Source organism: Myxococcus sp. CA033 (genome assembly GCF_013336625.1).
In the GTDB taxonomy this organism is placed as follows: domain Bacteria; phylum Myxococcota; class Myxococcia; order Myxococcales; family Myxococcaceae; genus Myxococcus; species Myxococcus llanfairpwllgwyngyllgogerychwyrndrobwllllantysiliogogogochensis.
In genome coordinates this window covers 84,119-108,451 of the sequence record NZ_JABUMU010000034.1, presented here as the reverse complement: position 1 = coordinate 108,451, position 24,333 = coordinate 84,119, and the positions used below count along the sequence as shown (strand labels likewise).

The 24,333-nt window shown below is 68.9% G+C and carries 22 protein-coding genes; 9 read left to right on the top strand and 13 right to left on the bottom strand.

Annotated elements, in window-relative coordinates:
- Positions 1-532 precede the first annotated feature (532 nt).
- Positions 533-1,420 carry a hypothetical protein gene (locus HUA78_RS43100; RefSeq protein ID WP_174478842.1) on the top strand — a complete coding sequence of 296 codons (888 nt, stop codon included), beginning with the start codon at positions 533-535 and terminating at the stop codon, positions 1,418-1,420.
- A 72-nt stretch (positions 1,421-1,492) separates the two neighbouring features.
- Here the strand turns inward: HUA78_RS43100 and HUA78_RS43095 are convergent, their stop codons facing one another.
- Together HUA78_RS43095 and HUA78_RS43090 are read right to left on the bottom strand one after the other, a co-directional pair.
- Positions 1,493-2,644, bottom strand: a complete 1,152-nt coding sequence (locus HUA78_RS43095; protein ID WP_174478841.1) for a CARDB domain-containing protein — start codon at positions 2,642-2,644, stop codon at positions 1,493-1,495.
- A gap of 297 nt (positions 2,645-2,941) precedes the next feature.
- Positions 2,942-3,364 (bottom strand): hypothetical protein, encoded by a 423-nt coding sequence (locus HUA78_RS43090; RefSeq protein ID WP_174458898.1) that lies wholly within the window; start codon positions 3,362-3,364, stop codon positions 2,942-2,944.
- Positions 3,365-3,411: 47 nt separating this feature from the next.
- Between HUA78_RS43090 and HUA78_RS43085 the strand changes: the two genes are divergently transcribed.
- The gene (locus HUA78_RS43085; RefSeq protein ID WP_174478840.1) at positions 3,412-4,080 is read left to right on the top strand and encodes a MerR family transcriptional regulator; all 669 of its coding nucleotides are present in this window, start codon (positions 3,412-3,414) and stop codon (positions 4,078-4,080) included.
- Positions 4,081-4,176: 96 nt separating this feature from the next.
- Positions 4,177-5,577, top strand: coding sequence for a hypothetical protein (locus HUA78_RS43080; RefSeq protein ID WP_254624217.1), 1,401 nt, complete (start codon positions 4,177-4,179; stop codon positions 5,575-5,577).
- A 15-nt stretch (positions 5,578-5,592) separates the two neighbouring features.
- On the opposite strand, the gene HUA78_RS43075 is transcribed toward HUA78_RS43080, so the two are convergent.
- The 11 genes from HUA78_RS43075 to HUA78_RS43025 all read right to left on the bottom strand — a co-directional run bounded on the left by HUA78_RS43075 (position 5,593) and on the right by HUA78_RS43025 (position 16,065).
- On the bottom strand, positions 5,593-6,873 hold the full coding sequence (locus HUA78_RS43075) for a hemolysin family protein (protein WP_141647371.1): 1,281 nt from the start codon (positions 6,871-6,873) through the stop codon (positions 5,593-5,595).
- Between the two features lie 78 nt (positions 6,874-6,951).
- A complete protein-coding gene (locus HUA78_RS43070; RefSeq protein WP_141647363.1) occupies positions 6,952-7,335 on the bottom strand; it encodes a response regulator in 384 nt (127 codons plus the stop codon).
- 95 nt (positions 7,336-7,430) lie between these two features.
- Complete coding sequence (locus HUA78_RS43065; protein WP_254624216.1) at positions 7,431-8,264, bottom strand: metallophosphoesterase; 834 nt, start codon at positions 8,262-8,264, stop codon at positions 7,431-7,433.
- Between the two features lie 81 nt (positions 8,265-8,345).
- The gene (locus HUA78_RS43060; protein WP_174458894.1) at positions 8,346-9,554 is read right to left on the bottom strand and encodes a ceramide glucosyltransferase; all 1,209 of its coding nucleotides are present in this window, start codon (positions 9,552-9,554) and stop codon (positions 8,346-8,348) included.
- 135 nt (positions 9,555-9,689) lie between these two features.
- Complete coding sequence (gene phoU, locus HUA78_RS43055) at positions 9,690-10,376, bottom strand: phosphate signaling complex protein PhoU (RefSeq protein ID WP_141647373.1); 687 nt, start codon at positions 10,374-10,376, stop codon at positions 9,690-9,692.
- A 23-nt stretch (positions 10,377-10,399) separates the two neighbouring features.
- Positions 10,400-11,143 (bottom strand): phosphate ABC transporter ATP-binding protein PstB, encoded by a 744-nt coding sequence (pstB, locus tag HUA78_RS43050; RefSeq protein WP_217440826.1) that lies wholly within the window; start codon positions 11,141-11,143, stop codon positions 10,400-10,402.
- Between the two features lie 53 nt (positions 11,144-11,196).
- Complete coding sequence (gene pstA, locus HUA78_RS43045) at positions 11,197-12,108, bottom strand: phosphate ABC transporter permease PstA (protein ID WP_174458893.1); 912 nt, start codon at positions 12,106-12,108, stop codon at positions 11,197-11,199.
- Positions 12,105-13,094 (bottom strand): phosphate ABC transporter permease subunit PstC, encoded by a 990-nt coding sequence (pstC, locus tag HUA78_RS43040; protein WP_246137655.1) that lies wholly within the window; start codon positions 13,092-13,094, stop codon positions 12,105-12,107. Before pstC ends, pstA begins: the two co-directional genes overlap by 4 nt.
- 58 nt (positions 13,095-13,152) lie before the next feature.
- A complete protein-coding gene (locus HUA78_RS43035) occupies positions 13,153-13,974 on the bottom strand; it encodes a phosphate ABC transporter substrate-binding protein (RefSeq protein ID WP_141647368.1) in 822 nt (273 codons plus the stop codon).
- A gap of 48 nt (positions 13,975-14,022) precedes the next feature.
- Entirely contained in the window at positions 14,023-15,285 is a 1,263-nt protein-coding gene (locus HUA78_RS43030) for a porin (RefSeq protein ID WP_217442824.1), read from the bottom strand.
- A gap of 90 nt (positions 15,286-15,375) precedes the next feature.
- Complete coding sequence (locus tag HUA78_RS43025; protein WP_174458909.1) at positions 15,376-16,065, bottom strand: response regulator; 690 nt, start codon at positions 16,063-16,065, stop codon at positions 15,376-15,378.
- Positions 16,066-16,318: 253 nt separating this feature from the next.
- Between HUA78_RS43025 and HUA78_RS43020 the strand changes: the two genes are divergently transcribed.
- The 6 genes from HUA78_RS43020 to HUA78_RS42995 all read left to right on the top strand — a co-directional run bounded on the left by HUA78_RS43020 (position 16,319) and on the right by HUA78_RS42995 (position 24,305).
- A complete protein-coding gene (locus HUA78_RS43020; protein WP_217442823.1) occupies positions 16,319-16,831 on the top strand; it encodes a hypothetical protein in 513 nt (170 codons plus the stop codon).
- A gap of 370 nt (positions 16,832-17,201) precedes the next feature.
- Positions 17,202-18,596 carry a hydroxymethylglutaryl-CoA reductase, degradative gene (locus tag HUA78_RS43015; protein ID WP_174458890.1) on the top strand — a complete coding sequence of 465 codons (1,395 nt, stop codon included), beginning with the start codon at positions 17,202-17,204 and terminating at the stop codon, positions 18,594-18,596.
- A gap of 159 nt (positions 18,597-18,755) precedes the next feature.
- Positions 18,756-20,432: a PAS domain-containing sensor histidine kinase gene (locus tag HUA78_RS43010; RefSeq protein WP_174458889.1), complete on the top strand. Its 1,677-nt coding sequence runs from the start codon at positions 18,756-18,758 to the stop codon at positions 20,430-20,432.
- Positions 20,429-21,766 carry a sigma-54 dependent transcriptional regulator gene (locus tag HUA78_RS43005; RefSeq protein WP_174458888.1) on the top strand — a complete coding sequence of 446 codons (1,338 nt, stop codon included), beginning with the start codon at positions 20,429-20,431 and terminating at the stop codon, positions 21,764-21,766. Before HUA78_RS43010 ends, HUA78_RS43005 begins: the two co-directional genes overlap by 4 nt.
- A gap of 239 nt (positions 21,767-22,005) precedes the next feature.
- Positions 22,006-23,547, top strand: a complete 1,542-nt coding sequence (locus HUA78_RS43000; RefSeq protein ID WP_141648862.1) for a SulP family inorganic anion transporter — start codon at positions 22,006-22,008, stop codon at positions 23,545-23,547.
- Positions 23,544-24,305: a carbonic anhydrase gene (locus HUA78_RS42995; protein ID WP_141648863.1), complete on the top strand. Its 762-nt coding sequence runs from the start codon at positions 23,544-23,546 to the stop codon at positions 24,303-24,305. Before HUA78_RS43000 ends, HUA78_RS42995 begins: the two co-directional genes overlap by 4 nt.
- Positions 24,306-24,333: the final 28 nt, after the last annotated feature.

Here is a 24,333-nt window from a genome sequence, read left to right as displayed (position 1 = left end):
GGCCCTCCCAAGCCTCAGGCGCTGCCGAACGCCGTCTGGATAAACGACCCCGCACGGCTCTCCACCTCTCAGCAGACCGCTAAGTAATCTCACGAAGTCGCTGTCTCATCCGCGTTGACAGGTTCCGCAGCTTCAAGCTCTTCATGGTGAGTCCCCTGTCATGAAGGTGTGCGAGCGGAGGACGACCAGGCTGGCGCCATCTTCTGCAATTTAAGAGGCAATTGCAATTCAAGTGCAGTTTGTGCTGCCCGGCCACGGGGACCTGCGTCACCACTCAACTGCTGTCGCAGGTGGATGACTGACTGGAGCCGGGCCTCTTCTTGCGGACCACAAGAACATGGATGCGGACTCCTTCCGACCTCGTGAGTCTTCCAGGGCGGCAGCCTCGCGTCGGCGCACTGTGCCGGGGCCTGGTTTGAGCGGGACGTGAGTTTGAAGTATCCTGTCGGACGGCGCTGATTGCTCGGGGGGACGTATGAGCGAAACTGGAGAGACGCCTTCAGAGGAGCAGCTTCGCCTGGAGCGTGAGCGCTTGGAATTGGAGCGCAGGCGGGTGCTGCTCGAGGAAAAGCGGTTCGAGCATGAGCGGACCACGTCGACCTCTCGCCAGGGGCTCCTCAATCGAAATCTAGGGGCCGTGATTTCGGTGGCGACGATCCTGATTTCTGGCGTCCAGGTCTGGGTGGCCGTGGCGTCGAAGGAGAAGGAGCTCGCGCTCGCGAAGGAACAGAAGGAACGGGAGCTACAGCTTGCTCAGCTTCAAGCGGAACGTGAGCTGGACAATGGGTGGCGCAAGGACTTCTTCGAGTATCTGAAGCTCAATGACGAGGCCATCTTCGGAGCGGATGCGAAGAAGCGCATCTTGAAGCGCAACGTCCTGGTTGCCGCCTTTCCAGAAAGTCTGGTCGGGCAGATTCGGGTGGCGCTCGCCGAGAGCGCGGGCTCCGCCGGTGAGCTGAGCCTGGTGTCGGCACAGACTGACATGGTCGAAAGGCCCCCACCGCGTGTGTATCTGGCGGAGGCCATCAAGTCAGGGCCACCGGCCTCGGATGTGCCGGCTGGCGCGCGCAGGCTGGTTGCCGCGGCCCAGGCGGAGCGAACACGGGTGTTCGTCCACTACGCGGACCCGAACGACAGGTCGATAGCCTCAGCACTTTCCCTGGCGCTGGACGGTGAAGGGTACGGGGTTCCGAGTCCCGAAATCCTCACGGAAGGGGCGTCATCGACGGGTGACGTTCGCTACTTCCACGCCGATGACAAGCAACTCGCCGACAAGGTGGGAGCGCTTGTTCAGCAGGTGCTCGGTGAGAAGGGCGTGGCGCTCAGGGGAAACGTCCGTGTGATCGGGCTGCAGGGAAAGTACGGGAACATGCCGCGCAGGGTTCTCGAGGTATGGCTCCCCGCGCTGGGCAAGCACTGAGTGTGTTGGGATTCGTCACCGTCGCACGGGCCCGCCCGGAATCCTCCCAGGCGGGCCCTCACGACGACCTGACTACAGCAGGGAGCAGAGCAGCCCGCGTCCCGTCGTTCCCGAGGGGCAACCCACGCCCTGGCAGTACGTCACCCCGGAGTCGACCGCGGGATTGCCCAGCAGCGCGGGGACGCGGACCTGACACGTGCCCGTGGTCTCATTGCCCGTCGCGTCCTTCACGCCGTAGGTGAACGTGTAGACGCGTCCGTTGCCCAGCAGCGCCGACTCAGCGCGGACCAGCGCGGACTTGCCATCAGCCGTCAGCTTGATGTCGTCACACGCAAGCAGCCGCAGCAGCGACAGCGCATCGTTCGGCTCGTCGGAGCTGACGCGCAACAGCGTGCCCGCCTGCGCCAGCGGCAGCTCCCCACCACAGTTGTCCACCGCCGGCAGCGCGCAGTCCGCCAGTGACATCAGCACGTAGTCCGAGCCCACCGACGGCGTCAGGACGCGCCCCCGGCTGGCCCCCAGCACCGGCGCCGTGGTGTCGACCACCGTCACCGTCGCGGAGCAGGTGTTCGCACTCGCCCCGTCCGTCACGTCCAGTTGCACAGGCGTCGTCCCCAGCGCGAACGGGCCCGAGGGAAGCTGCGTCACGCTGAAGGGACCCGGAAAGCCGTCCGGGTCATGCGAGCCGTGGTCCACCGAGGCCACGCCCTGGCAGGCAGCGTCCGCCACCACCGTCACGTTTCGACAGAGCGCCACCGGACCCTGGTTCGTCGCACAGGGAACGGAGAAGTCGACCGCGGCGACGTTGTTGGCCTCGTTGTCCTCGTTGAAGACCCCGTCGTCGTCCGCGACGACCACCACCCGCTGGGTGCCCTCCGGCACCGTGAAGGAGAGCTGGAAGGGGAAGCGCTCACCACCCACCAGGAAGGGCACGCTGAGGGTTCCCAGTCGCGTACCGCCCGCGCCGGTGCCGCCCGCATACACGGCCGCCGTGGAACCGGCGATGCCCGTGGCCCCGTGGTTCTGGATGACCCCCGAGAGCGTCAACGCCGTGGCCTGGCACGACGCCACCAGATCCTCGACACTCAAGTCCAGCTCACCCACCGCCCCTTCATGGACGCCCAGGTCACCCACGGGCGCCGTGGCATCTTCGGGGCCTACGCCTTCACAACCTCCCAACAGCAACAACGCCGCGAGCGCGGGAACTCCCAATGCACGTGTCATGTCTGGCTCCGGGGATGGGCCTCGAATCGAGGCATCCAAAGAATACGCGACGAGCCGGTGCCTCGCTCATGGGTCATCCTCGGAATTATGCAATGACTCACGGCGGGTGGGTTCTCACCCAACCCTTGACGTCGGAGCCCTGGGGAGAAGGCCTTTCGAGCAGGGGAGTTTCAGGGTTGATATTCATTTACTGGGGTGGCTGACATTGTTTCCAATGCCATTCATTCACCGGCGGCCTCCGTCGAACGGGTCGCGTCAGCCTCGCTCGCGGCATGACCTCATCGTGGCAGCCCCTGCTCACGAGGCTTTGACGCCCGCGACGATGAGTCCCACGCCGGCCGTCAGCAGGCCGAGCGTGAGGCTCCCCGCGCCAATCCACAGCAGGGCCAGCAGTCGGTTGGGCCGCTGGGGGTCCTTGCCGAGCACGGAGAGGAAGAAGCCCGCGGGCATGAGCAGCGCGGCCACCGGGACTCCAAAGCGCGCGACGACGTCGTAGCCGGCCGGCAGATGGGCCGCGTCGAGCACCACCAGGATGACCAGGCTGAGCATCAGCAGCACGGCCGCATGCGCATGCCCCGCGCGGAAGAAGTTCTTCTGCAGCGCGTTCGCGGGGATACTGCCCCGCCCGACACGGGTGAGGAACCAGCCGCCTGATTCCACGGTGATGAGCGAGAGAAGCAGGACGCCGAAGAGGATGAGGGTGTGGGGTTGGATAGCCATGGTATCCAATATTAGATACCGAAAGTATCCAATGCAAGGGGCCGTGCATGCGCATCTCTGAACTGGTGGAGCGGACGGGCGTTCCGCTCGCGACGCTCAAGTTCTATCTGCGGGAGGGGCTGTTGCCGGCCGGAGAGGCCACGTCGGCGACGCGGGCCGAGTACGGCGAGGCCCATGTGCGGCGCATCGCCGTGATTCGCGCGCTGACGGAGACGGTGGGCCTGAGTGTGCAGAAGGCGCGGGAGGTGCTCCAACTCATGGACCGCCCGGAGGACGACCTCTTCGAGACGCTGGGCAAGGCGATTGCCGCGTTGCCGCCCAGCGTGACGCCGGAGGCGGCGGAGGATTATCCCCGGGCCCGCGCGGTGCTCGAGAAGTTGGGCCAGGTCTATGACCCCCGGTTCGCCGCGGTCGCCCAGTTGGAGCTCGCGCTGGCGGCGGCGGAGTCGGCGGGGATTCCCTTGGATGACAGGCGGCTCGCCGTCTATGGGCCGCACATCCGCGCCATCGCCGAGTTCGACGTCGGCAGTATTCCCCGGGAGGCCACGGCCGCCGTCGAGTACGCCGTGCTCGGAACGGCGGTCCACGAGCCCGTGCTCATCGCGCTGCGGCGGCTGGCGCATCAAGACGTCGCGGCGCGGCGACTGGGGCAGGGGAGCGCGAAAGCAGGTGCTCCGACGCGCCCGGCCCCGCGGCCCCGGCCCAAGGGGCGCTGAGGGCAGACTGGGCGTTTCACGCCAGGGTGCGCCCGTGTGCAATCGACGCGGGTGAACGACGTACCCGTTGCGGCCGTGGGCGTATCATTCGCCCGCATGCTTCTGGCCTCGAGCGAGGAGCGGTGGGGCCTCTTCAAGGAGCGCTTCATGAGTCAGCGTGGAATCGTGACGAGGTGCGGTATCGCGACGGCGTGTCTCTGGGGCGTCGCTTCGAGCGGCAATGCCCTGGCCGCCCCTGAGTCCGCTGCCGTCGTGCCCGAGGTCATGGCCGTGGGCGAAATCACAGCCGCCTTCGCGGACTTTCGCCGGACCTGTGAAGCCGATGGGCGGCGACTGTGGGGGCACTCGCTGTGCGCTCCGTTGCTCGTCGTACATCCTGAAACGCGGGCCTTCGTGGCAAGCGAGTGGCCCGGGAAGTCCGGAGCGGGCCCCTGGGTGGGCGTCCTGCCCACCGACGTCACCATCGCCAACACGGCGCTCACCTGGGCCGGAGTCTCATGGGTGCAGCTGAGGGCGCCGCTGCCCGAGGCCCCCGCGCGTCGGCGCGCCCTGCTGGCCCACGAGGCCTTCCATCGGCTCGCGAGCTCGTTGGGACATCGCGGCCAGGAGGGGGCCAATGCCCACCTCGATGACTTCGAGGGCCGCACACTGTTGCAGCTCGAGTGGCGTGCCCTCGCGTCCGCGCTGCGCTCAAGCACCGCGTCCGCGCGCCGCACCGCCGTCGAGGACGCGCTGGCGTTCCGGAGCGAGCGTCGAGCGCGCTTCGCCTCGGCGACCTCCGAGGAGGGCTCGCTGGAGCGCCATGAAGGGCTCGCGGAGTACACCGGCGTGAGCGCGGCGGCCGGCCAGGCTCGAGAGCGCCGGGCGCTGGCGCTGGAGAACCTGGACGACGGCGCTCGGCGAAACTCCTTCGTGCGGGCCTTCGCCTATGCGTCAGGCCCCGCCTACGGCTTGCTGTTGGATGAAGCGGGCGCCTCCGCCACGGGCTGGCGAAAGCGGGCGCTGGAAGGCGCGGACCTGGGAGACCTGCTCGGGGAGGCCCTCCGGCTGCCCGCGCCAGGGCCCGAGCGGAACGTGGCGCGGCGCGAGACGCGTTATGAGGGCTCCGCCCTGCGCGAGGCCGAGACCACGCGTGCGCGGCTCGCCCGTGAGCGCGCGGAGGCCCTGCGCAAGCGCCTGGTGGAGGGGCCCGTGTTGCGCCTGCCCCTGCTGCGCATGCGCATCCAGTTCAACCCAGGGGAACTCGTCCCGCTGCTCGAGCATGGCACCGTGTATCCGGGAGCCCGCATCGTGGATGAATGGGGCTCGCTCAGCGTGACGTCCGAAGTGCTCGTGGCCCAGGACTGGAAGTCCGCCACCGTCGTCGCGCCACCCGAGCGTGCGCAGGGCTCCCGGTGGCAGGGCGATGGCTGGGTTCTGGAGCTTGCTCCAGGCTGGAGCGTGCGCACAGGAGCACGCCCGGGAGAGCTGGCCCTCCAGGCTCCAGAGTCCCGCTAGCCTGGAGGTGCGTGCTCAGCCCTCCTCGGGCTTGGCCTCCGGAAGGTGGATGCGCACCGAGCGCACGCGCCGGGGCGTCGCCTCCAGGACCTCCAGCTCCAACCCGTCCTTCGTCCGGAGCTTCGTGCCGGGCTCGGGAATCGCGCCGCCCGCCAGCGCGATGGTCAGCCCCGCAACCGTGGAGTAGTCGTCGTCCTCGGTCAGGTCCAGGCCCAGCTCCCGGTTGATGTCCCGGATGGCCGCGCTGCCCTGGACCACCGCCGCCAGGGGGCTTTCGCGCAGCACCAGCTCCTCGGGCGTCTCCGACTCGCTGAGGATGTCGCCCACCAGCTCCTCGACCAGGTCCTCCACCGTCACCAGGCCCACGACGCCGCCGCGCTCGTCCACGATGATGGCCAACTGCATGCGCCGCCGCTGCAGCTCCTTCAGCGCGTCCATGGCCCGCATCGTCTCCACGAGGAAGAACGCGGGTCGCACCACGTCCTCCAGGACGATGAGGTGCCCCTCCCAGGCCACCCCGAGCAGGTCCTTGGCGATGACGTAGCCGACGATGTTGTCCATCGTGCCCTCGAACACCGGCATGCGCGAGTGCCCGTGCTCCAGCAGCGTCTGGCGAATCTCCTCCGCGTTCGCGTGGCGGCGCAGCGCGACGATCTGCTCGCGCGTCACCATCAGCTCGCCCACCGTCAGGTCGCCCATCTCGAACGCACGCGCGGCGATCTCCCCGGCGCGCGGGTCCAGGGAGCCCTGCTTCGTGGCCTCCTCCACCAGCGTTTGCAGCTCCTCCGCCGACAGGCGGCTCTCGCTGAAGGTCGTCCGGTCGCCGAACAACCGCAGCACCACGTTGGAGCTGGCGGTGAGGAACCACACCACCGGCCGCATCAGCCACGACAGCCCGTTGAGAGGACGGCCGATGAGCAGCGCGTAGCGCTCCCCGGCCCGCAGCGCGAGCGACTTGGGCACCAGCTCGCCCAGCACCAGCGACAGGTACGACACGACGATGACGACTCCCGCGAGAGCGACTTCGTCCGCGGTCTCCGTCGGAAGCCCGAAGCCCGCGAGCACGGGGGCCAGCCGGTTCGCGATGCTCGCGCCGCCGAAGGCCGCAGCCGTGGCGCCGATCACCGTGATTCCAATCTGCACCGTCGCGAGGAAGCGCTCCGGGTCCTTGCGCAGGGCCTCCACCGCCTTCGCGGAGCCGCTGCCTTGCTCCACCAGTTCCTTCAGCCGCGTGCGGCGCAGGGAGATGACCGCGAGCTCCGCCCCGGCGAACACGCCATTGGCCAGGACGAGCAACAAGATGATGAGCAGCTCCGAAACGATGATGGCCCTCCTCTCAGGAGCCCTCTACCGTAACCCCGGATGCCCGGCCGCTCACTCACCAAGTGACTGCAAGAGGAGAGACAGTTGATCCTGGCTGGCGCCCTTGGGCAGGTAGTAGTGGGGGCCGGACAGCAGGGCGTCGCCCACGTCCTGGGCCGCCGCTGACGTGAGGAACACCACGCGGGGCAGGGGACCGCGCGGAAGCCGCGCCACGACCTCCAGGCCGCTCATCCCCGGCATGTTGAGGTCCAGGAGCATGACCTCGTAGCGCTCACCGCGCCGAAGACTGGCCAGGGCCTCGTGGCCATCGGCCGCTTCGGTGGCTTCATACCCCAGATCCTCCAGGCTGAGCCGAAGGAACTCCCTCCAGTCCGCGTCGTCATCGACGACGAGCACCCGTCTCGCGCTTTCTTCATCCGTGTCCAGTCGCGCCAAGCATCCTCCCCGACACGGGAAGAACCTCCCTGCGCACCCTCGACATTCGCTTCCTCGGGAGAAATGGCCCCTGCCTGGAGAGCAGGGGGGCGGGCTCAGAACAGGGCCATGCCCAGCTGCGTCACCAGGTACTGAAGAGCAGGTCGCACATTATGCCCCGCGGTCCGGGGACGCTCGGGCTGCGTCGAGTGACACCACTGGGGCTCACCGAGCAGGCGGCCGTCCGAGTGTTGGAACAGCCGGAAGCGCCCCAGGTCCGTGGAGCTGCCCGCGTTGAAGACGCGCAGCGGCCGTCCGTGCGCCGTGTCCAGCACCGTCTCGCAGGGCTGGTGACGGTGGCCATGCAGCACCAGGTCGCACCGGCCCTGCACGCGCGTCACCAGCTCCGCGCCCAGCGTCAGCTCGGAGGCGTGGGGCCAGCCCATGCGCGTGGCCAGGCGCTCCGGGAAGCTCTCCTCGGGCAGCGGCAGCACGTGGTGATGCACCAGCACCGCCACCAGCGCGTCGTGCGGCGCGGCGTCGAGCGCGGCCTCCACCCGCTCCACCGTGTCGAGCGACAGCTCTCCATGGCTCGCGAAGTAGTTGCGGTTGTGCTCACCCGTGGAGTCCACGCACACGAAGTACACGCCGGGGCGCTCCACCGTGCGGACCTTGAGTCCGTCCATCCACGCGCCACCCACGTCCTCACCAGGACGGTCATGGTTGCCGGGGATGAAGGTGAGCCGTCCGGTGTCCAACAGCGGCGCGAAGATGTCGACGAACCGACGGTACTCCTCGCGCGAGCCCTGGTGCGTCAGGTCTCCGGTCAGCACCACGTGGTCCGCGCGGCTGGCCTGGACGGCCGAGAGCAGCGCTTGCGCGGAGGCATCACTGTCGGGGCTCAGGTCCAGGTGGAGGTCCGAGAGATGAGCCAACGTCCGAAGGGGCATGCGAAGCAAGGTAGGCATTGCTCGCGGCGCCTTCACGTCCGTGCGGTGAAACCGCCGCAAGCGTGATGAAACAGATGTGCATCACCCGGCGACCCACTCGTCCCCCGGGGGGAGGGTGGTGTTCACCGTGGACACCACCGCGCGCGGCGGCAACAGCCGGGTGCCGGGGCCCACGCGAAGGCGCGTGCCACGCCAGTCCACCGTGCGGAAGAACGCGCCGTGCCACCACGCGACGAAGAGCAGCAGGTCCTTGGTGAGCACCGCTGGCGCGGCGCGCCACGACACCGACTGCGGTCGCAACGCGCGAAACACCGCGAGATCCACCAGCACCTTGCCGAGGACGACCGCCGTCGCCACCTTCACCGCCTCCGGGGTGGGGCTGGCGAGCACGCCCAGCAGGGCCAGCGGAATCGGGTTGAGCAGGGCCTGCGCCAGATAGGTGGGCGGCGCGACGGCCGTCCGGTGGATGACGCTCCAGCGCAGGTAGCGCTGGAAGAAGGCGCGCACGCTCTTGCCCAGCGACACGTTGTAGACCGGGGCGCACGCGACGACGACGCGCCGGCCCAGCTTCCGCGTCACCCACTGGCCGATGACGTAGTCCTCCGCGAGCACGTCGCGCACCGAGTAGAAGCCGCCCAGGGCCTGGACGTCCTCGCGACGCAGCGCCATGGACTTGCCCACGACGATGTCCTGGTCCGCGCAGCGCTTGGCTCCAATCATCCCCGCCGCCGCGCTGGACGTCAGGTAGAGGTTGTCCAGCAGCGAACCGAAGCTCCGCTCGCCGATGCCCGCCACCGGGTGCGTCACGCAGCCCACCGTGGGGTCCGCGAAGCTGGCGGCGATCTCCTCCAGGTAGCCGGGCCCCACGCGCGTGTTGCTGTCGCTGATGACGAACAAATCAAACCGGGCCCGGTCCGCCAGGGTGATGAGCTGATTCACTTTCGGATTCAGCCCCGGCGCGCCTTCCTGAAGCTCCAGCCGCATGACGCCGGGCCAGCGGCGCACCGCCTCGCACGCGACTCCGTAGGCCGAGTCGCGGGTGTCCTTCACCCCCAGCACCACCTCGTACTCGCCGGGGTAGTCCAGGTGGGCGAAGTGCTTCAGGTTGGTCTCCAGGTCGTCATCCGTGCCGCACAGCGGCTTGAGGATGGAGATGCCCGGCCACGCCGCGCCCGGAGGCAGGGCCCGGGGCCGCTCCCGGCGATGGCGGAGCACGAGCACGTACTGGATGACGAGCGCGGTGAGGCCGAAGCCGGCGGCGAAGAGCAGGAGGGCGGAAGCAAGCGACATGCGCGGGCAGTCCCCGAGGAGGCGCGCGGTCATCGCGCGACCTGGGTTCCACGCTAGGGGGCTTGAGCGTCAGGCCCGCGGAGCGCTCGCGGCGCCGGGGCCAATTCGACGTGACAGCGAAGTGAAGCGGGCGGGCTAGTCGCCCAGGTTGCGGCTGCGCGGGTGGCGGATGTCCTTGCCCCGCACCATGTAGACGACCATCTCCGCCACGTTCATCGCGTGGTCGCCGATGCGCTCCAGGTGCTTGGCGATGAACATCAGCGCGGTGGCCCGGCGGATGTTCTTCGAGTCCTCCATCATGTACGCGAGCAGCTCGTTGAAGATCTTGAGGAAGAGCGCATCCAGCAGGTCATCCCCCTGGAGCACCACCTCTGCCTTCGCCACGTCGCCGGAGACGAAGGCATCCAGCGAGCGCTTCACCTGCTGCTGCGCCAGCTCCGCCAGCTTCGGCGTGTCCACGTAGGGCGCCAGCGGGGGGACCTGGTTCAAGTCCATGGAGCGCTCGGCGATGTTCACCGCCAGGTCGCCGATGCGCTCCAGGTCGGTGACGATTTTCAGCGCCGTGGTGATGAGGCGCAAGTCACTGGCGGCCGGCTGGCGCAGCGCGAGGATGCGGCGGCACAGCTCGTCGATCTCCACCTCCAGCCGGTTGACGTCCTTGTCCGCGGCGACGACCTTCTCCGCCAGGGCGCTGTCGCGGTCCGTGAGGGCGCGCATGCTCTGGACGATGAGGCCCTCCACCTTGGCGCCCATCGCGAGGAGCTTCTCGCGCAAGTCCCTCAGGTCCTGCTCGAACGCCTTGTCCGTGTGAGTCAACGCCATCGCCGCCAATCCCTTCTCTTCGCTCACCCGAACTTCCCGGTGACGTAGTCCTCGGTGCGCTTCTCGCGCGGGTTGGTGAAAATCTGTTCGGTGGCGCCGCATTCCACCAGTTCACCCATGTAGAAGAAAGCCGTCCTGTCACTCACCCGCGCGGCCTGCTGCATGTTGTGGGTGACGATGGCGATGGTGTACGTCGCCTTCAGCTCGTGGATGAGCTCCTCGATCTTCGCCGTGGCGATGGGGTCCAGGGCGCTCGCGGGCTCGTCCATCAGCAGGACCTGGGGCTCCACGGCCATTGCCCGGGCGATGCACAGCCGCTGCTGCTGGCCGCCGGAAAGGCCCAGGGCGCTCTCGTGCAGCCGGTCCTTCACTTCATCCCAGAGGGCCGCGCCGCGCAGGGACTTCTCCACGCGCTGCTCCAGCGCCGCCTTGTCCTTCATGCCGCCCACGCGCAGGCCATAGGCCACGTTCTCGAAGATGCTCTTGGGGAACGGGTTGGACTTCTGGAAGACCATGCCCACGCGGCGACGCAGGTCCACCACGTCCACGCTGCGGTCATGGATGTCCATGTCGTCCAGGAGGATGGTGCCCGTGTGGTTGGCGCCCGGAATCAAGTCGTTCATCCGGTTGAGCGCGCGCAGGAAGGTGGACTTGCCGCAGCCGGACGGGCCGATGAGGGCGGTGACGCGCCGGTCCAGGATGGCCAGGGAGACCTTCTGGATGGCCGCCTTCGTGCCGTAGCGCAGGGTCAGCTCGCGCGCCTCCATCTTCGGGCGCGGGGCGTTGGGATTGAGGGACATGGAGGGCGTGTACCGTTGAGTCAGTGGGCGCCCGCGGCCTTGCGGCGCGTGCGGGTCCGGATGATGACCGCGACGAGGTTGAGGGCGAACGTCAACAACAGCAGCACCAGCACCGTCGAGTAGAGCAGCGGGCGCGTGGCCTCCACGTCCGGTGACTGCGTGGCCATCACATACGTGTGGTAACCCAGGTGCATGAACTGGGAGTTGAGGTGGCTGGGCAGGTCCGGGAGGAAGTAGGCCGCGCCCGTGAAGAGGATGGGCGCGACTTCGCCAGCGCCTCGGGAGATGGCCAGCACGGCCCCGGTGAGGATGCCCGGCAGCGCGCCCGGGAGCACCACCCGCCCCAGCGTCTGGGACTGGGTGGCCCCCAAGGCGAGGCTCGCGGTGCGGTGGTCCATGGGGACGGCGCGCAGCGCCTCCTCGGTGGAGACGATGACGACGGGCAGCGTGAGCACCGCCAGCGTCAGCGAGGCCCAGAGGATGCCCGGCTGCGCCCAGTACATCTCTTCGTGGCCGAGCGCGCGGTCCATGCCCTGGCCCACGAAGAGGATGAAGAAGCCCAGGCCGAACAGGCCGAAGACGATGGAGGGCACGCCGGCCAGGTTCACCACCGCCACGCGGACGATGCGGGCGAAGAGCGAGTGGGGCGGGGCGTACTCGTGGAGGTACACGGCCGTCAGCACGCCCACCGGCATCACCGCCACGGTCATCAGCAGGGTGAGCGCGGCGGTGCCGAAGATGGCGGGGAAGATGCCTCCGCCCATCATGCCGTCGGAGGGCGGTTGGGAGAGGAAGGTCCAGGTGACGCCGCTGGCGCCGTTCTCCACGACGTTGAAGAGGATGATGGCCAGCATCGCGATGATGATGAAGGCCGCGAGGCCGGTGAGTGACGTGAGCGCGAAGCCCACGGCGCGGCGGGTCCCCGGCGTCACGCGGCACCTCCCGTCAGCTTGCGGATGACCCTCTTGGTCCACGTGGAGGCCATGAGGTTGAGCACGAAGGTGAAGATGAAGAGCTGCACGCCGATGAAGAACAGGAGCGAGTAGTGGGGGCTGCCCACCACCACCTCGCCCATCTCCGCGGCGATGGTCGCCGACAGCGAGCGCGCCGAATCCCCCAGGCTCCAGGAGATGACGTCCGCGTTGCCGGAGGCCATGAGGACAATCATCGTCTCGCCAATGGCGCGCCCGAAGCCAAGCACACACGCGGCGAGGATGCCGGGCGCGGCCGCGGGGAGGACGACCTTCCACGCGGTCTCCCAGGGGGTCGCCCCCAGGGCCAGGGAGGCTTCGCGGTAGCTGCGTGGCACGGCTGTGAGCGCGTCTTCCGACACGGTGAAGATGACGGGGACGATGGCGAGCGCCAGGCCCAGGCCGGCCACCATCGCGTTGAGCGGCCGGTCGAAGCCGAGGGCCTCCTTCACCACGGTGGACATCACCATGAGGGCGAAGAAGCCCAGGACGACGGAGGGGATGCCCGCGAGCAGCTCGATGACGGGCTTGAGCAATTCGCGCAGGCGGCGGGGCGCGAACTCCGCGGCGAACAGCGCGCCGAACACGCCCAGCGGGACGGCCACCAGCATGGAGACCGCCGTCGTCTTCAGCGTGCCGACGAACAGCGGAATCATGCTGACCTTGGGAATCTTCGACACCGGCTGCCAGCGGAAGGGCGGCTTGCCCGGGGCCACGTCCTGGGCCAGGAACATCTTGGAGAGGCTGGCCTCGTGGCGGGCCTCCGGCTCCGTGAAGAGCGCGAGGGCCTCCTTGGCCACGAAGATGATGATGAGGATGAGCGCCGCGATGCCGGTGAAGGCCATCAGGGTGATGAACCCCGCGATGACCTTCTCCCGGAGCTGACGCCGCCGCGCCGCGGGTGACAGCGCGGGCGCGATGAGAGGCTGCGTGAGACCCTGCTCCATGATGGCATGTCTATCCATAGTGGCTCGGGCCCCTGGTGACATTCGTGTGACGGAAGGCTCACTTCACCGGGAAGTAGCCGACCTTGGTGACAACGGCCTGTCCTTCGGGTGACAGCGCGAAGTCGATGAACGTCTTGGCATCCCCGGAGGGCTTGTTGCGCAGGTAGAAATACAGGTCGCGCGACAGCGGGTACTTGCCCGTCTTGATGTTCTCCGCCGTGGGGGCGATGTCCTCGTTGCCCTTCTTGATCTTCAGCTCCTTGATGCCCTTGGCGTACGCGGCGCCGCCGTAGCCGATGCTGTTCTTCTCCTTGGAGACGGCGTTCACCACCGCGGCGGTGCCGGGCAGCGTCTGGGCGGAGGCCGCGTAGTCCTCGCCGTCCAGGACGTGGTCCTTGACGAAGACGTAGGTGCCCGAGGAGTTCTCGCGGGAGTAGATGATGATGGGCGCGTCGGGGCCGCCCAGCTGCTTCCAGTTGGTGACATCCCCCACGTAGATGCTGCGCAGCTGCTCCACGGTGAGCGCCGTCACGGGGTTGCCCTCGTTGACGTAGAAGGTGACGCCGTCCTTGGCCACGGGGATTTCCACGCCCGTGGAGTTGTAGCGGGCGCGCAGCTTCTGCTTCTCCGCGTCCTTTATTTCACGGCTGGACATGGCGATCTCCGTGGTGCCGTTCTGGAGCGCCGCCAGCCCCACGCCGGAGCCGCCGCCGGTGACTTGCACCTTGGTGGCGGGTGTCTTCTTCATGAACTCCTCGGCCCATCGCTGCCCGAGGATGACCATGGTGTCGGAGCCCTTCACGGTGACGTTGCCCGCATGGGCGGAGAGCGGGAGGGCGAGCATCAGCCCGATGACCAGTGAACCGAAAATTGCCTTCATGGCGGATTCAGCTCCAGCGAAGTGGTGGTGTTGGGAGGAAGGTAGGGCCTAGTAGCGGGCCTGCATCTGGAGGGTGAACAGGTTGTCATGCGGGTCCTTGGCGTCGTCCGGATGGGCCGTCATGGGCATCTCGTACGCCGCGGTGACCTTGAGGTTCTCCCCGAAGTAGTGGAGGACGGCGACGGCCAGGGTGCCCACCGAGTTGGTGCTCGCGGGACGTCCCTCTGACGCGCTGTTCTTGCGGCCATTCTCCGGGTCGAAGAAGTCGTAGCGGATGGCCACCGCGTCCGACACGCCCACGTTCTGGACAATCAGGCCGTACCAGCCGCTGGCGGGAACGCCGGGCTGCTCCACCTTCACGTCACCGGAGCTCTTCCAGTACGACCTGCCGGTGATGTACTCGCCCTTGATGGCCGTGGCGCCCAGGGGGAGGAGGTCCAGGTAGAGCTGCGCGTCCAGCGCCACGCGGTCCCTCGTGTGCGCCTTGCGGAAGGTGTCCGAGGGGCCCTTGGTGATGGTGTGGCCGTACCAACCGGAGACGCCTCCGGACAGCCAGCCCAGGTCGAAGCCCGCGCGGCCGATGACGTCCTTCTCCTTGTCGTTGTCCACGCCGACGGAGCCCTGGTTGAAGATGCCGTCGCCGTCGAAGAGGCCCGCTGCGACGTGGACCTTCCCCTCGAGGAAGGTGCCGGCGAACTTGACGCCGCGGTCCCGCTCGTCGGGCAGGAAGGCGCGCACGACGCGGGTGCGCTCGGGAATCTCGCGGTCGGCGGAGGACTGCACGGCCTCATAGCCGAAGGGCCACTTCATCTGGCCCAGGGTGAGGCCGGCCTGTTGGTGGGTGCCAGGGATGAAGAGGGTGGCCTCGGCGTCGCGCACGGTGACGAACGGGGCGGTGGGCACCGCGTCGATCTGCAGCATCATCTGCGCCCAGTCCGTGGTGTAGGTCGTCTTGATGCGGCCCCGGCGCACGGCGAAGCGGCTGAAACCGCCCGTGCCGGTGTCGTCCAGGCTCTGCTGGTACTGGTAGCGGCCCTGGACGTAGCCGGAAATCTTCAGCTTCTTGAGGGAGAGCAGGTCGTTCTTCGTCTCGGTGTTCTGCTCCTCCAGGGCGGCGACCTTGCCCTCGGCGGTCGTCATCCGCTCGTCCAGGTCCGCGTCGGCGGGCGCGGCGTCCGCGGGGGGCGCCTCCGGGCTGTCGGACGCGGGGGCCTGGGCGGCGGGCTCTTCGGCGGGCACGGCGGGCGTCTGGGCCACGGCCATGGCCGGGCTCAGGGCGAGGGTGAGGACCGCGGTGGCGAGTTGACGCATCGGGAAGGGTTTCGAGAGGGTCACGAAACTGGCTTCTAGGTAACGCGCGTGGCCGTTTCAGGTCCGTTGTGTGACATCGGTGTCACGAAGTCAGTGGGTCGGGTCGACGATGCGGTAGCCGACCCCGCGCACCGTCTCCAGCAGGGTGCGCGCCGGGCCCAGTTTGTCGCGCAGGCGCATGACGTGGGTGTCGATGGTGCGCGTCTCCAGCGAGGAGGACAGACCCCAGACCTCCTCCAGGAGCTGCTCGCGCGTCTGGACCCGGCCCGTGCGTGTCATGAGGTGCCCCAGCAGGCGGAACTCCAGCGCGGTGAGGGGGACCTCCTTTTCCTCGACGTAGAAGCGGTGCGCGGACAGGTCCAGCTTGAGGGCGCCCAGGGCCAGGGGCGCGGCCTGGGGCTCCTGGGGCGTGCCTCCGCGACGCAGGATGGCCTTGAGGCGCAGCACCAGCTCCCGCACGCTGAAGGGCTTGACGACGTAGTCATCCGCGCCGACCTCGAAGCCGCGGATGCGGTCGGTCTCCTCGCCCTTGGCGGTGAGCATGACGATGAGGATTTCGCGGGACTGGGCTCCGGCGCGCAGCTGCCGGCAGACGTCGATGCCAGACATGTCGGGGAGCATCAGGTCCAGCAGGACGAGCTCGGGCGGACGCTCGCGAGCGGCGATGAGCGCCGTCTCGCCCGTCGCGGCGAGCTGGGTGGAGAAGCCGGCATCGCGCAGGTTGAAGTCGATGAGGTGGGCGAGATCGGGTTCGTCGTCGACGATGAGGACGTGGGCCATGGCGGGCCGGAGTCTGCGCGTCTCGATTTTCATGCACGTGACGCATTTGCAACGATTGTGTGATGACGACCGGTGGGAGGACAGGCGGGCGGCTCACTCGCGCCTCCGGGCATGTCTGGGTGGAAACTGACAGCGGCCCCCCACCGAGGGGCCCCTCGCACGCTCGCGGCGGAGCGTTACCTGTTCATGTCCTTCGGCCTTTTGTCGGAGGTCTTGTCCAGGAGCCCGCATGTCCCTCGACTCACGTCGGTTCATGTCTCGCCTGTGTTTGCTGCTGCTGTCCGTCTGGAGCACCGCCGCGCTGGCGACCGAGGAGTACCTGCAACTGGCCACCTGCCTGGGCCCCCAACAGCAGACCTATTCGCCAGCCCTGAAGCTGTTGCCCCGGCAGACCTATTTCAGCGCGGACGCCACGCTGGATGTGTGCGTGACGCTGGACCCCGCGCTCAGCTCGGCCCGCTTCCAGGTCGCCGGCGGAGGGGTCGCGAGCTGTACGCTCGCGTCGCTCCAGAGCCGAATCGTGCTCGAGTGGAACACGGGGGAGACGAGCATCATCGACATGTCGTCTCCGCTGGACCTCAAGCCCCTGGGCCAGACGGTGGTGCCCTCCTACGGCACGGTGATATCCGGCAGGTTCGAGGGCGCCCTCGTCGTCTCCGTACTGGAGCTGACCCCCAATGACCTGGCCCTGCTCAAATGCCTGACGACGGGAGTCACCGAGTCCTCGGGGCTGATCAGCATGACCTTCCTCCAGCTGTTGCCCTGAGGCGTCAGCCCGGCCTCGTACGAGCCCAGGGGCTTCGTCGTCCCTGCGGGCGAGCCGCGCGTGAGACATCCATGAAAGTCAGACATGGCTTGCGTGCTGCGGGCGCGAGGTGCGGGCTGTTTTCGGGGCGGGGCGGAGGTTCGAGGTGTTTCGATGTCTGGAATGTGGGGCGTCCTCTCGTGAGACTCGCCAGGTCCTCCGGGGTGAAGCCCGTTGTGCCTTGGTGCTAGCTGTCTGTGGGTTGGCCGACCTCGTTTCCCGTGAAGTGTCCACGGGGCAACACAAGCCCCAGGGGGATGAGGATGTGTCATATTGCTCATGGGTTGCTCATGACTCATTTGAGAGGGATTGTGTCGATGTGAGGTGATTGATGGCTGAGAAGCTGGTGGATACCCAAGGCGCCCGTGGGAATGAGTCAAATCAGTCGGTGTTTTCCGGCTTTCAACACCTGTCGTTGGAGGAGCGGCGCGAGCGTCTCGGTGTGGGGCTGGGACTGGACGCGGAGCTCCTGGATGGACTCACCGGAGAGCAGGGGCTGCGGATGGAGGCCGCCCTGGCGATGGTGGAGAACGCGGTGGGGCTCTTCAGTCTGCCCTTGGGGTTGGGGCTCCACCTGAAGGTCAACGGGCGGGACTACACGGTGCCCATGGTGGTGGAGGAGCCGTCGGTCATCGCGGCCGCGTCCTTCGCCGCGAAGCTGGTGGGCGCCGCGGGAGGGTTCGTCGCGGAGGCGGACTCGTCCCTGATGATTGGTCAAATCCAGCTCGCGCGCTTCGGGCCGCCGAGCTTCGCCATGGCGCGCATCCTGGAGGCGCGCACGGAGCTGCTGGCGCTGGCCAACAGCCTGCATCCGCAGTTGGAGCGCCGAGGTGGCGGGGCCCGGGACGTGGAGGTGCGGCTCCTGCCCCCTCCCGAGGGGCCCGGCATGGAGCCGCTGCTGGTGGTGCACGTGCTCGTCGACACGCAGGAGGCGATGGGCGCCAACCTGGTCAACACGATGATGGAGGGCCTGGCCCCGCGCATCGAGCAGCTCACGGGTGGCAAGGTCTACCTGCGCATCCTCTCCAACCTGTCGGACCGGCGGCTGGCCCGGGCGCGCTGCTCCATTCCCGAGCGGGCCCTGGCGGACTTCGGGCTGAGCGGCGGGGAGGTCGCCGAGGGCGTCGTCCAGGCGAGCCGCTTCGCGCTGGCGGACCCGTACCGCGCGGCGACGCACAACAAGGGCATCATGAATGGCATCGACGCGCTGGCGCTCGCCACCGGGCAGGACTGGCGCGCCATCGAGGCGGGGGCACATGCCTTCGCGGCCCGCGGGGGACGGTATGGCCCGCTGTCGGTGTGGCGCAGGGAAGGGGGCCACCTGCTGGGAGAAATCCAGCTGCCGCTGGCGCTGGGCACGGTGGGGGGCTCGATGCTGGCGCATCCCGGAGTCCAGGCCTCGTTCAAGATGCTGGGACAGCCCTCCGCGCGGGAGCTGGCCTGCATCTTCGCCTCACTGGGGCTCGCGCAGAACCTGGCGGCGATTCGCGCGCTGGGCTCGGTGGGCATCCAGCGCGGCCATATGGCGCTGCACGCGCGCACCGTGGCGTCGAGTGTCGGCGCGCCACCGGAGTGGGTGGAGGCCATCGCCGCGCTGCTCGTCCAGGAGGGTGAGGTGAAGGTGGACCGGGCCCGGCAGGTGCTGGACCGGATGCGTGGCGGCGGCGAGTCCGTGACGCTCACGCCCTCCGCGCTGCGCACGGGGCTCCAGGACGAAATCGAATAGGCCCCGGGCTTCACGGCCTCCACGTCGACGAGCAAGGGGAAGGGCGCGCCGAGTGCGCGGTGTCCTTCCCCTTCTCCCCGCGTGGAGGAACCAGGGCCTGTCGCGTGTTCTGGTTCCCACCCGCCCGAGGGCTGTGCAACAACGGCGGGGTGAGCCCCCATGACTCCGCCTGACTCGCACTCCTCGCCGCCCAACACTCCGCCCCTGCGCACCCTGCCGGTGCCCACGCTGACTCCCACGCCGGGCGAGCTGGCGCATGCGCAGAAGCGGGGCGGCCGCTCGGCGCTGCTCGGGTTGGGGCTGGTGGGCGTCGTGGCGCTGACGAGTCCCGTGCTCGGCTACCTGGAGGACGTGGGCAACGCGCGCGAGGAGCTGCTGGGGCACCTGTCGAACCAGGCCCGTGTCCAGGCGGACGCGCTGGGGGTCCACCTGCTGTTGCTGGAGGCGGAGCTCGCGCGCGTCGCCGGGCACCCCACGCTCTTTCCGGAGGATGGGGCGTCCCCCGCGGAGCAGGCCCTGCTCGACAGCGCCTTCTACCACTCGTCGCTGTTCTCGGAGGGCGTGGCCCTGCTCGGTCCCCGAGGCGAGCGTGTGTGGAGCGACCCTCCCGGCATGTCGCTGGGCGCGTCGCCCATCACCGCGCGCCCCTGGTTCCAGCGGATGGTGGAGCGCAAGGCGCCGGCCATCGACCTGTTGGAGGGCGAGGGGGGGCCGCTCGTCGTCGCCGTGCCGATGATCAAGGAGGGCCAGCTCAAGGGCGTGCTGCTTGGCGAGGTGCGCACGGAGGCGCTGCCCACGCGCTCCACGGAGGAGACGGCGCTGTTCCTGATGGATGCGCGCGGACGGCTCCTGCTGCCGTCGTCGCCCTTCTCGCACCAGGAGGACTTCTCTGGAGCGCTGCGCTCGCTGGCGAAGGCGCCAGGGCCGCTGATGCTGGAGGGGAACCGGTTGATGGGCGCGGCGGCGTGGGTGGGACGCAGCGAGCTGTTGCTCGTGGTGCTCGAGGACGAGGAGTCAGCCACGGCCGGACTGCGCTCGCGCTTCCTGCGACAGCTCGCCTTCCACATCGCGCTGCTCACCTGCACCCTCGGCCTGTTCCTCGTCCTGCTGCGGCATTCCTACCGCTCGTTGCTCGCGGCGGAGGAGCGGCTGCGCCGTCAGGAGACGATGGCCGCGCTGGGCACCGCCGCCGCGCTCATCGCCCACGAGGTGAAGAACGCGCTCAACGGCATCCAGGCCGCGCTGTCCGTGCTGCGCACGACGCCCGCGGGCAGCGAATTGCCGGTGCGGGGCCTGCGCTCCCAGGTGGAGCGGCTGGGGCATCTGGCGCGCTCGCTGCTGTCGTTCGGCGCGCCCCGTGCCGCGATGCGGCGAAGCTGCGAGGTGCACCTGTTGGTGGAGGAGGCGCTTCAGGCGGTGCGCATGCTGCCCGAGTCGGAGGAGGTGGAGCTGCGCACGTCGCTGGAGGAGAACCTGACCGTCCAGGGTGACGCGGCGCTCCTGGTGTCGGCCATCGACAACCTGGTGCGCAACGCGGTGGAGGCGGGCGCGGTGGCGAAGGACACGGGCCTGCGCCCCGCGCCCTGGGTGGCGGTGAACCTGTCGCGGGATGGCGATGCGGCGCTGCTGGTGGTGGAGGACAACGCGGGCGGCGTGGACCCCCGGCTCGAGCCCCGGCTGTGGGAGCCGTTCGCCACCGGCCGCGCGAAAGGCGTGGGCCTGGGGTTGCCCATGGCGCGGACGTCCGTGGAGGCGCATGGTGGAAGCCTGACCTATACCCGCCGTCCACAGGGCAGCCTCTTCACGCTGCGGTTGCCGCTGGAGCGCACTTCATGAGCATCCATCTGCTGTTGGTGGACGACGACCGGACCTTCGCCTCGCTGGCGGCCACCGTGCTGCGTCACGAGGGCTTCCGGGTGACGCTGGCGCACTCGCTCCACGACGCGCGCGCCGCGCTCGCCCGGCAGGCGCCCGAGGTCGTCGTGTTGGACCGCCGCCTGCCGGATGGCGACGGCATCCACCTCTTGCCGGAGCTGCGCGCGCAGTTCCCGGACACGGCGGTGATGATGGTGACGGCGCACGGCGACATCGCCAGCGCGGTGGATGCCATCAAGCAGGGCGCGCGCGACTACCTGTCCAAGCCGGTGGAGCTCGACGACCTCGTCCTGCGCGCGCGCCGCGCCGCCGCGGACCTCCAGCTCCACGAGCGGCTGCGTCAGGCCGAGAGCGAGCTGGGGGGCCGGCGTCGGCTCTTGCGCCCGCGCGCCCCTGCGATGGTGGCCGCGCTCCAGATGATTGAGCGCATCGCCACCGCGCCCCGAAGTCCGGTGCTCATCACCGGCGAGACGGGCGCGGGCAAGGAGGTGCTCGCGCGGCACCTGCACAACGTGCAGGGCAACCAGGGCCCCTTCGTCCACGTCAACTGCGCCGCGCTGCCCTCCGCGCTGGTGGAGAGCGAGCTGTTCGGCCACGAGCGGGGCGCCTTCACCGACGCGCGCGCTGCCCGGCGCGGGCTGGTGGAGGTGGCCGACGGCGGCATCCTCTTCCTCGACGAGATTGGCGAGCTGCCGCTCAGCCTCCAGGCCAAGTTGCTCACCTTCCTGGACCAGGGCGCCTTCCGGCGGCTGGGTGGGACGACGGAGCTGACGAGCAACGCCCGCGTGGTGACGGCCACCAACCGCGACCTCACGCGCGAGGTGGCGGAGAGTCGCTTCCGAGAGGACCTGTACTTCCGCCTGAGCGTCTTCCGCGTGGAGATTCCCCCGCTGCGCCAGCGCCGCGAGGACGTGCTGCCGCTGGCGGAGTCACTGCTGGTGGAGCTGTGCGCGGAGCTGGGGCGCAGGCCCGTGGACTTCACCAGCGCCGCGAGGGCGCGCCTGGAGCGCTACCCGTTTCCGGGCAACGTGCGCGAGCTGCGCAACGTGCTGGAGCGCGCGCTGGTGCTCGAGCCGGGACCCGCGCTGGAGCTCCAGGCGCTGGAGCCGCGAGGCCCGCTGGGGCCCGCGGCCACGGACCCGGACGCCTTCGTGGTGTCGGGCACGCGCTCGCTCGACGAGGTGGAGCGCCTGTACGTGAAGCATGTCCTCGGCCGCCTGGACGGCCGGCGGATGGAAGCCGCGAAGGCGCTCGGGCTGTCCTACCCCACGTTCCTCCGCAAGCTCGAGGAGTGAGCCCCAGGGCGTCGGGACGGTCCCTCCGACGTGCCAGGCCGGCGCTTCAAGTTCCTTGCTCAAGTTTCTTGAAGTCCGGCGCGGGCACTTGAAGTTCCTTTCATCGCCCGCCTGCTCCCGGGCGCCGCATTCCCTTGTGAAATCGCCCGTTTAGGTCCTGGCACGGGCGTTGCCATGACGCACCGCGAGACTCAGCGTGCGCCACCGTGGGGTGGCGTCTTCTCGTGGAGGTGTGTGGCATGACGACGAGTGATGGGAACGCTGGCTCGGCCTGGAAGAATCTGGCCGCTGACCTGCCCGCTTCCCTGGTGGTTTTCCTGGTGGCGCTGCCCCTGTGCATGGGCATCGCGTTGGCTTCAGGTGCGCCCATCGTCTCGGGCCTCATCGCCGGCGTGGTGGGTGGCGTGGTGGTGGGCCTGTTGGGAGGTGCGCCGCTTCAAGTCAGCGGCCCCGCCGCGGGCCTGGCGGTGATGGTGTTCGGGTTCATCCAGACCATGGGTCTGGCGATGACGTGCGCCGCGGTGGCCGTGGCGGGCGTGGTGCAGATGATTTTCGGTGGGCTCAAGGTGGCGCGCGCGGCGCTGGCCATCTCGCCCGCGGTGATTCACGGGATGCTGGCCGGTATCGGCATCCTCATCGTGCTGGGGCAGGTCCACATCGTCCTGGGTGGCAGCCCCCAGTCGAGCGCCTGGCAGAACATCAAGGAGCTGCCGGAGCAGATCCTCGGCCTGCATGGCCCGGCCGCGGTGCTGGGCCTGGCCACCATCGGGTTGATGGTGGTGTGGCCTCTGTTGGCCAAGGGCAAGCTGAAGCTCGTGCCGGCGCCGCTGGTGGCGGTGGTGGGAGCGACGGCGGCGTCGGTGCTCTGGGGCGCGGACGTGTCGCGCGTGGAGCTGCCGGCCAACGTGTTCAGCAGCATGCAGCTTCCGGCGATTCCCACCGGCAACTGGGGTCAATTCGTAACGGCCGTGCTGTCGCTGGCGCTGGTGGCGAGCGCGGAGTCGCTGTTGTCGGCGGTGGCCACGGACAAGATGCACACGGGGCCCCGGGCCAACCTGGACAAGGAGCTGTTCGCGCAGGGCGTGGCGAACACGGTGTCCGGGCTCGTGGGTGGCCTGCCCATCACCGGCGTCATCGTGCGCAGCGCGGCGAACATCGCGGCGGGCGCGAAGTCGCGTTGGTCCGCGGTCATCCACGGCGGGTTGCTGCTGCTCTTCGTCACCACGCTCGGCTCGGTGGCGGGCCTGGTGCCGCTGACGGTGCTGGCGGGTCTGCTCGTCGTCGTCGGCACCAAGCTGGTGAACCTGCACCACATCCGCGAGCTGCAGAAGCGCGGCGAGGTGCTCGTCTACGCGGTGACGGTGGCGGGCGTCGTCGGCATCAACCTGCTGGCGGGCATTGGTCTGGGATTGCTGGTGGCCATGCTGCGGTTGCTGTGGCGGTTGGGCAGCGTGAAGGTGGACGTCAAGCAGGCTCACGGGGAGTTCCTCGTGCAGGTGTCGGGCTCGCTCACCTTCGTGGGTGTGCCCCGCCTCTCCACGGCGCTGGCGCAGGTGCCCGCGGGGTCCAGGGTTCGCGTGGACCTGACCGTGGACACGTTGGACCACTCGGGTTTCGAGGCCATCGAAAGCTGGAGTGACACGCATCGCAAGACGGGCGGCTCGGTGGTCATGGAGTCGCTCGAAGAGGTCTGGGTCCGCAGCGGTACAAGCCGGTCCTCCAGTCCTGTCCTGGGTTCGCAGGTTTCCACCAACACTCTCGCGTCTGAAGGTGCCCCATGAAGAAGCTCATCCGTGGCCTGCTGGACTTCCAGCTCAAGGGTCGGCCCGCCTATCGCGAAGTGTTCGCCCGTCTGGCGCAGGGCCAGTCCCCGGACTGCATCTTCATCTCCTGCTCGGACAGCCGGCTGGTGCCGAACCTGCTTGTGACGACGGACCCGGGCGACCTGTTCGTGGTTCGCAACGTGGGCAACCTGGTGCCGCCGTCGGACGCCCACGGCGTCTCCACGGGAGACCAGTCCGAGCCCGCGGCGCTCGAGTTCGGTCTGAGCAACCTGGAGGTGGAGGACGTGGTCGTCTGCGGCCACTCCAGCTGCGGCGCGATGAAGGCGCTGCTCGCCGGAGGCCAGGTGCCGGGCGCGCCCAACCTCCAGCGCTGGCTGGAGCATGGCCAGCAGGCGCTGCGCACCCTCAAGGAGGGCACCACGGTGGGCGAGGGCCTGCCTGAGTACGACCGGCTCTCGCAGCTCAACGTGCTCCAGCAGCTCCAGCACGTGTCGTCGTACCCGGTGGTGAAGGAGCGCATCGCCGCCGGCAAGCTGCGGCTGCACGGGTGGTGGTTCGACATCGCCAACGCGCAGGTTCACGTCTGGCGCCCGACGCACGGCCGCTTCATCCCCATGACGGAGCTGGTGGGGGAGGCGCTCTTGCGCGAGCTCGGCGGCGACCCGCTCTTCCCGGGCGAGGGTCGGGCGGCGAACCAGGAGGGGCCCGGCGGCGAGGGTGTCGCCCGGATTCTCTCCGTGGCCGCCGGCCACTGAGCCTGGGGCCTCTCGTAGCAGGCAGGCA

Bases quoted from the DNA above. Each gene is read 5' to 3' on its own strand.
- HUA78_RS43025 (WP_174458909.1), bottom strand. From the start codon at position 16,065: ATGGCCCACGTCCTCATCGTCGACGACGAACCCGATCTCGCCCACCTC.
- HUA78_RS43030 (WP_217442824.1), bottom strand. From the start codon at position 15,285: ATGCGTCAACTCGCCACCGCGGTCCTCACCCTCGCCCTGAGCCCGGCC.
- HUA78_RS43080 (WP_254624217.1), top strand. From the start codon at position 4,177: ATGCTTCTGGCCTCGAGCGAGGAGCGGTGGGGCCTCTTCAAGGAGCGC.
- HUA78_RS43085 (WP_174478840.1), top strand. From the start codon at position 3,412: ATGCGCATCTCTGAACTGGTGGAGCGGACGGGCGTTCCGCTCGCGACG.
- HUA78_RS42995 (WP_141648863.1), top strand. From the start codon at position 23,544: ATGAAGAAGCTCATCCGTGGCCTGCTGGACTTCCAGCTCAAGGGTCGG.
- HUA78_RS43005 (WP_174458888.1), top strand. From the start codon at position 20,429: ATGAGCATCCATCTGCTGTTGGTGGACGACGACCGGACCTTCGCCTCG.
- HUA78_RS43065 (WP_254624216.1), bottom strand. From the start codon at position 8,264: ATGCCCCTTCGGACGTTGGCTCATCTCTCGGACCTCCACCTGGACCTG.
- phoU (WP_141647373.1), bottom strand. From the start codon at position 10,376: ATGGCGTTGACTCACACGGACAAGGCGTTCGAGCAGGACCTGAGGGAC.
- HUA78_RS43060 (WP_174458894.1), bottom strand. From the start codon at position 9,554: ATGTCGCTTGCTTCCGCCCTCCTGCTCTTCGCCGCCGGCTTCGGCCTC.
- HUA78_RS43000 (WP_141648862.1), top strand. From the start codon at position 22,006: ATGACGACGAGTGATGGGAACGCTGGCTCGGCCTGGAAGAATCTGGCC.
- pstC (WP_246137655.1), bottom strand. From the start codon at position 13,094: ATGGAGCAGGGTCTCACGCAGCCTCTCATCGCGCCCGCGCTGTCACCC.
- HUA78_RS43090 (WP_174458898.1), bottom strand. From the start codon at position 3,364: ATGGCTATCCAACCCCACACCCTCATCCTCTTCGGCGTCCTGCTTCTC.
- HUA78_RS43095 (WP_174478841.1), bottom strand. From the start codon at position 2,644: ATGACACGTGCATTGGGAGTTCCCGCGCTCGCGGCGTTGTTGCTGTTG.
- HUA78_RS43015 (WP_174458890.1), top strand. From the start codon at position 17,202: ATGGCTGAGAAGCTGGTGGATACCCAAGGCGCCCGTGGGAATGAGTCA.
- HUA78_RS43020 (WP_217442823.1), top strand. From the start codon at position 16,319: ATGTCTCGCCTGTGTTTGCTGCTGCTGTCCGTCTGGAGCACCGCCGCG.
- HUA78_RS43035 (WP_141647368.1), bottom strand. From the start codon at position 13,974: ATGAAGGCAATTTTCGGTTCACTGGTCATCGGGCTGATGCTCGCCCTC.
- HUA78_RS43010 (WP_174458889.1), top strand. From the start codon at position 18,756: ATGACTCCGCCTGACTCGCACTCCTCGCCGCCCAACACTCCGCCCCTG.
- pstB (WP_217440826.1), bottom strand. From the start codon at position 11,143: ATGGAGGCGCGCGAGCTGACCCTGCGCTACGGCACGAAGGCGGCCATC.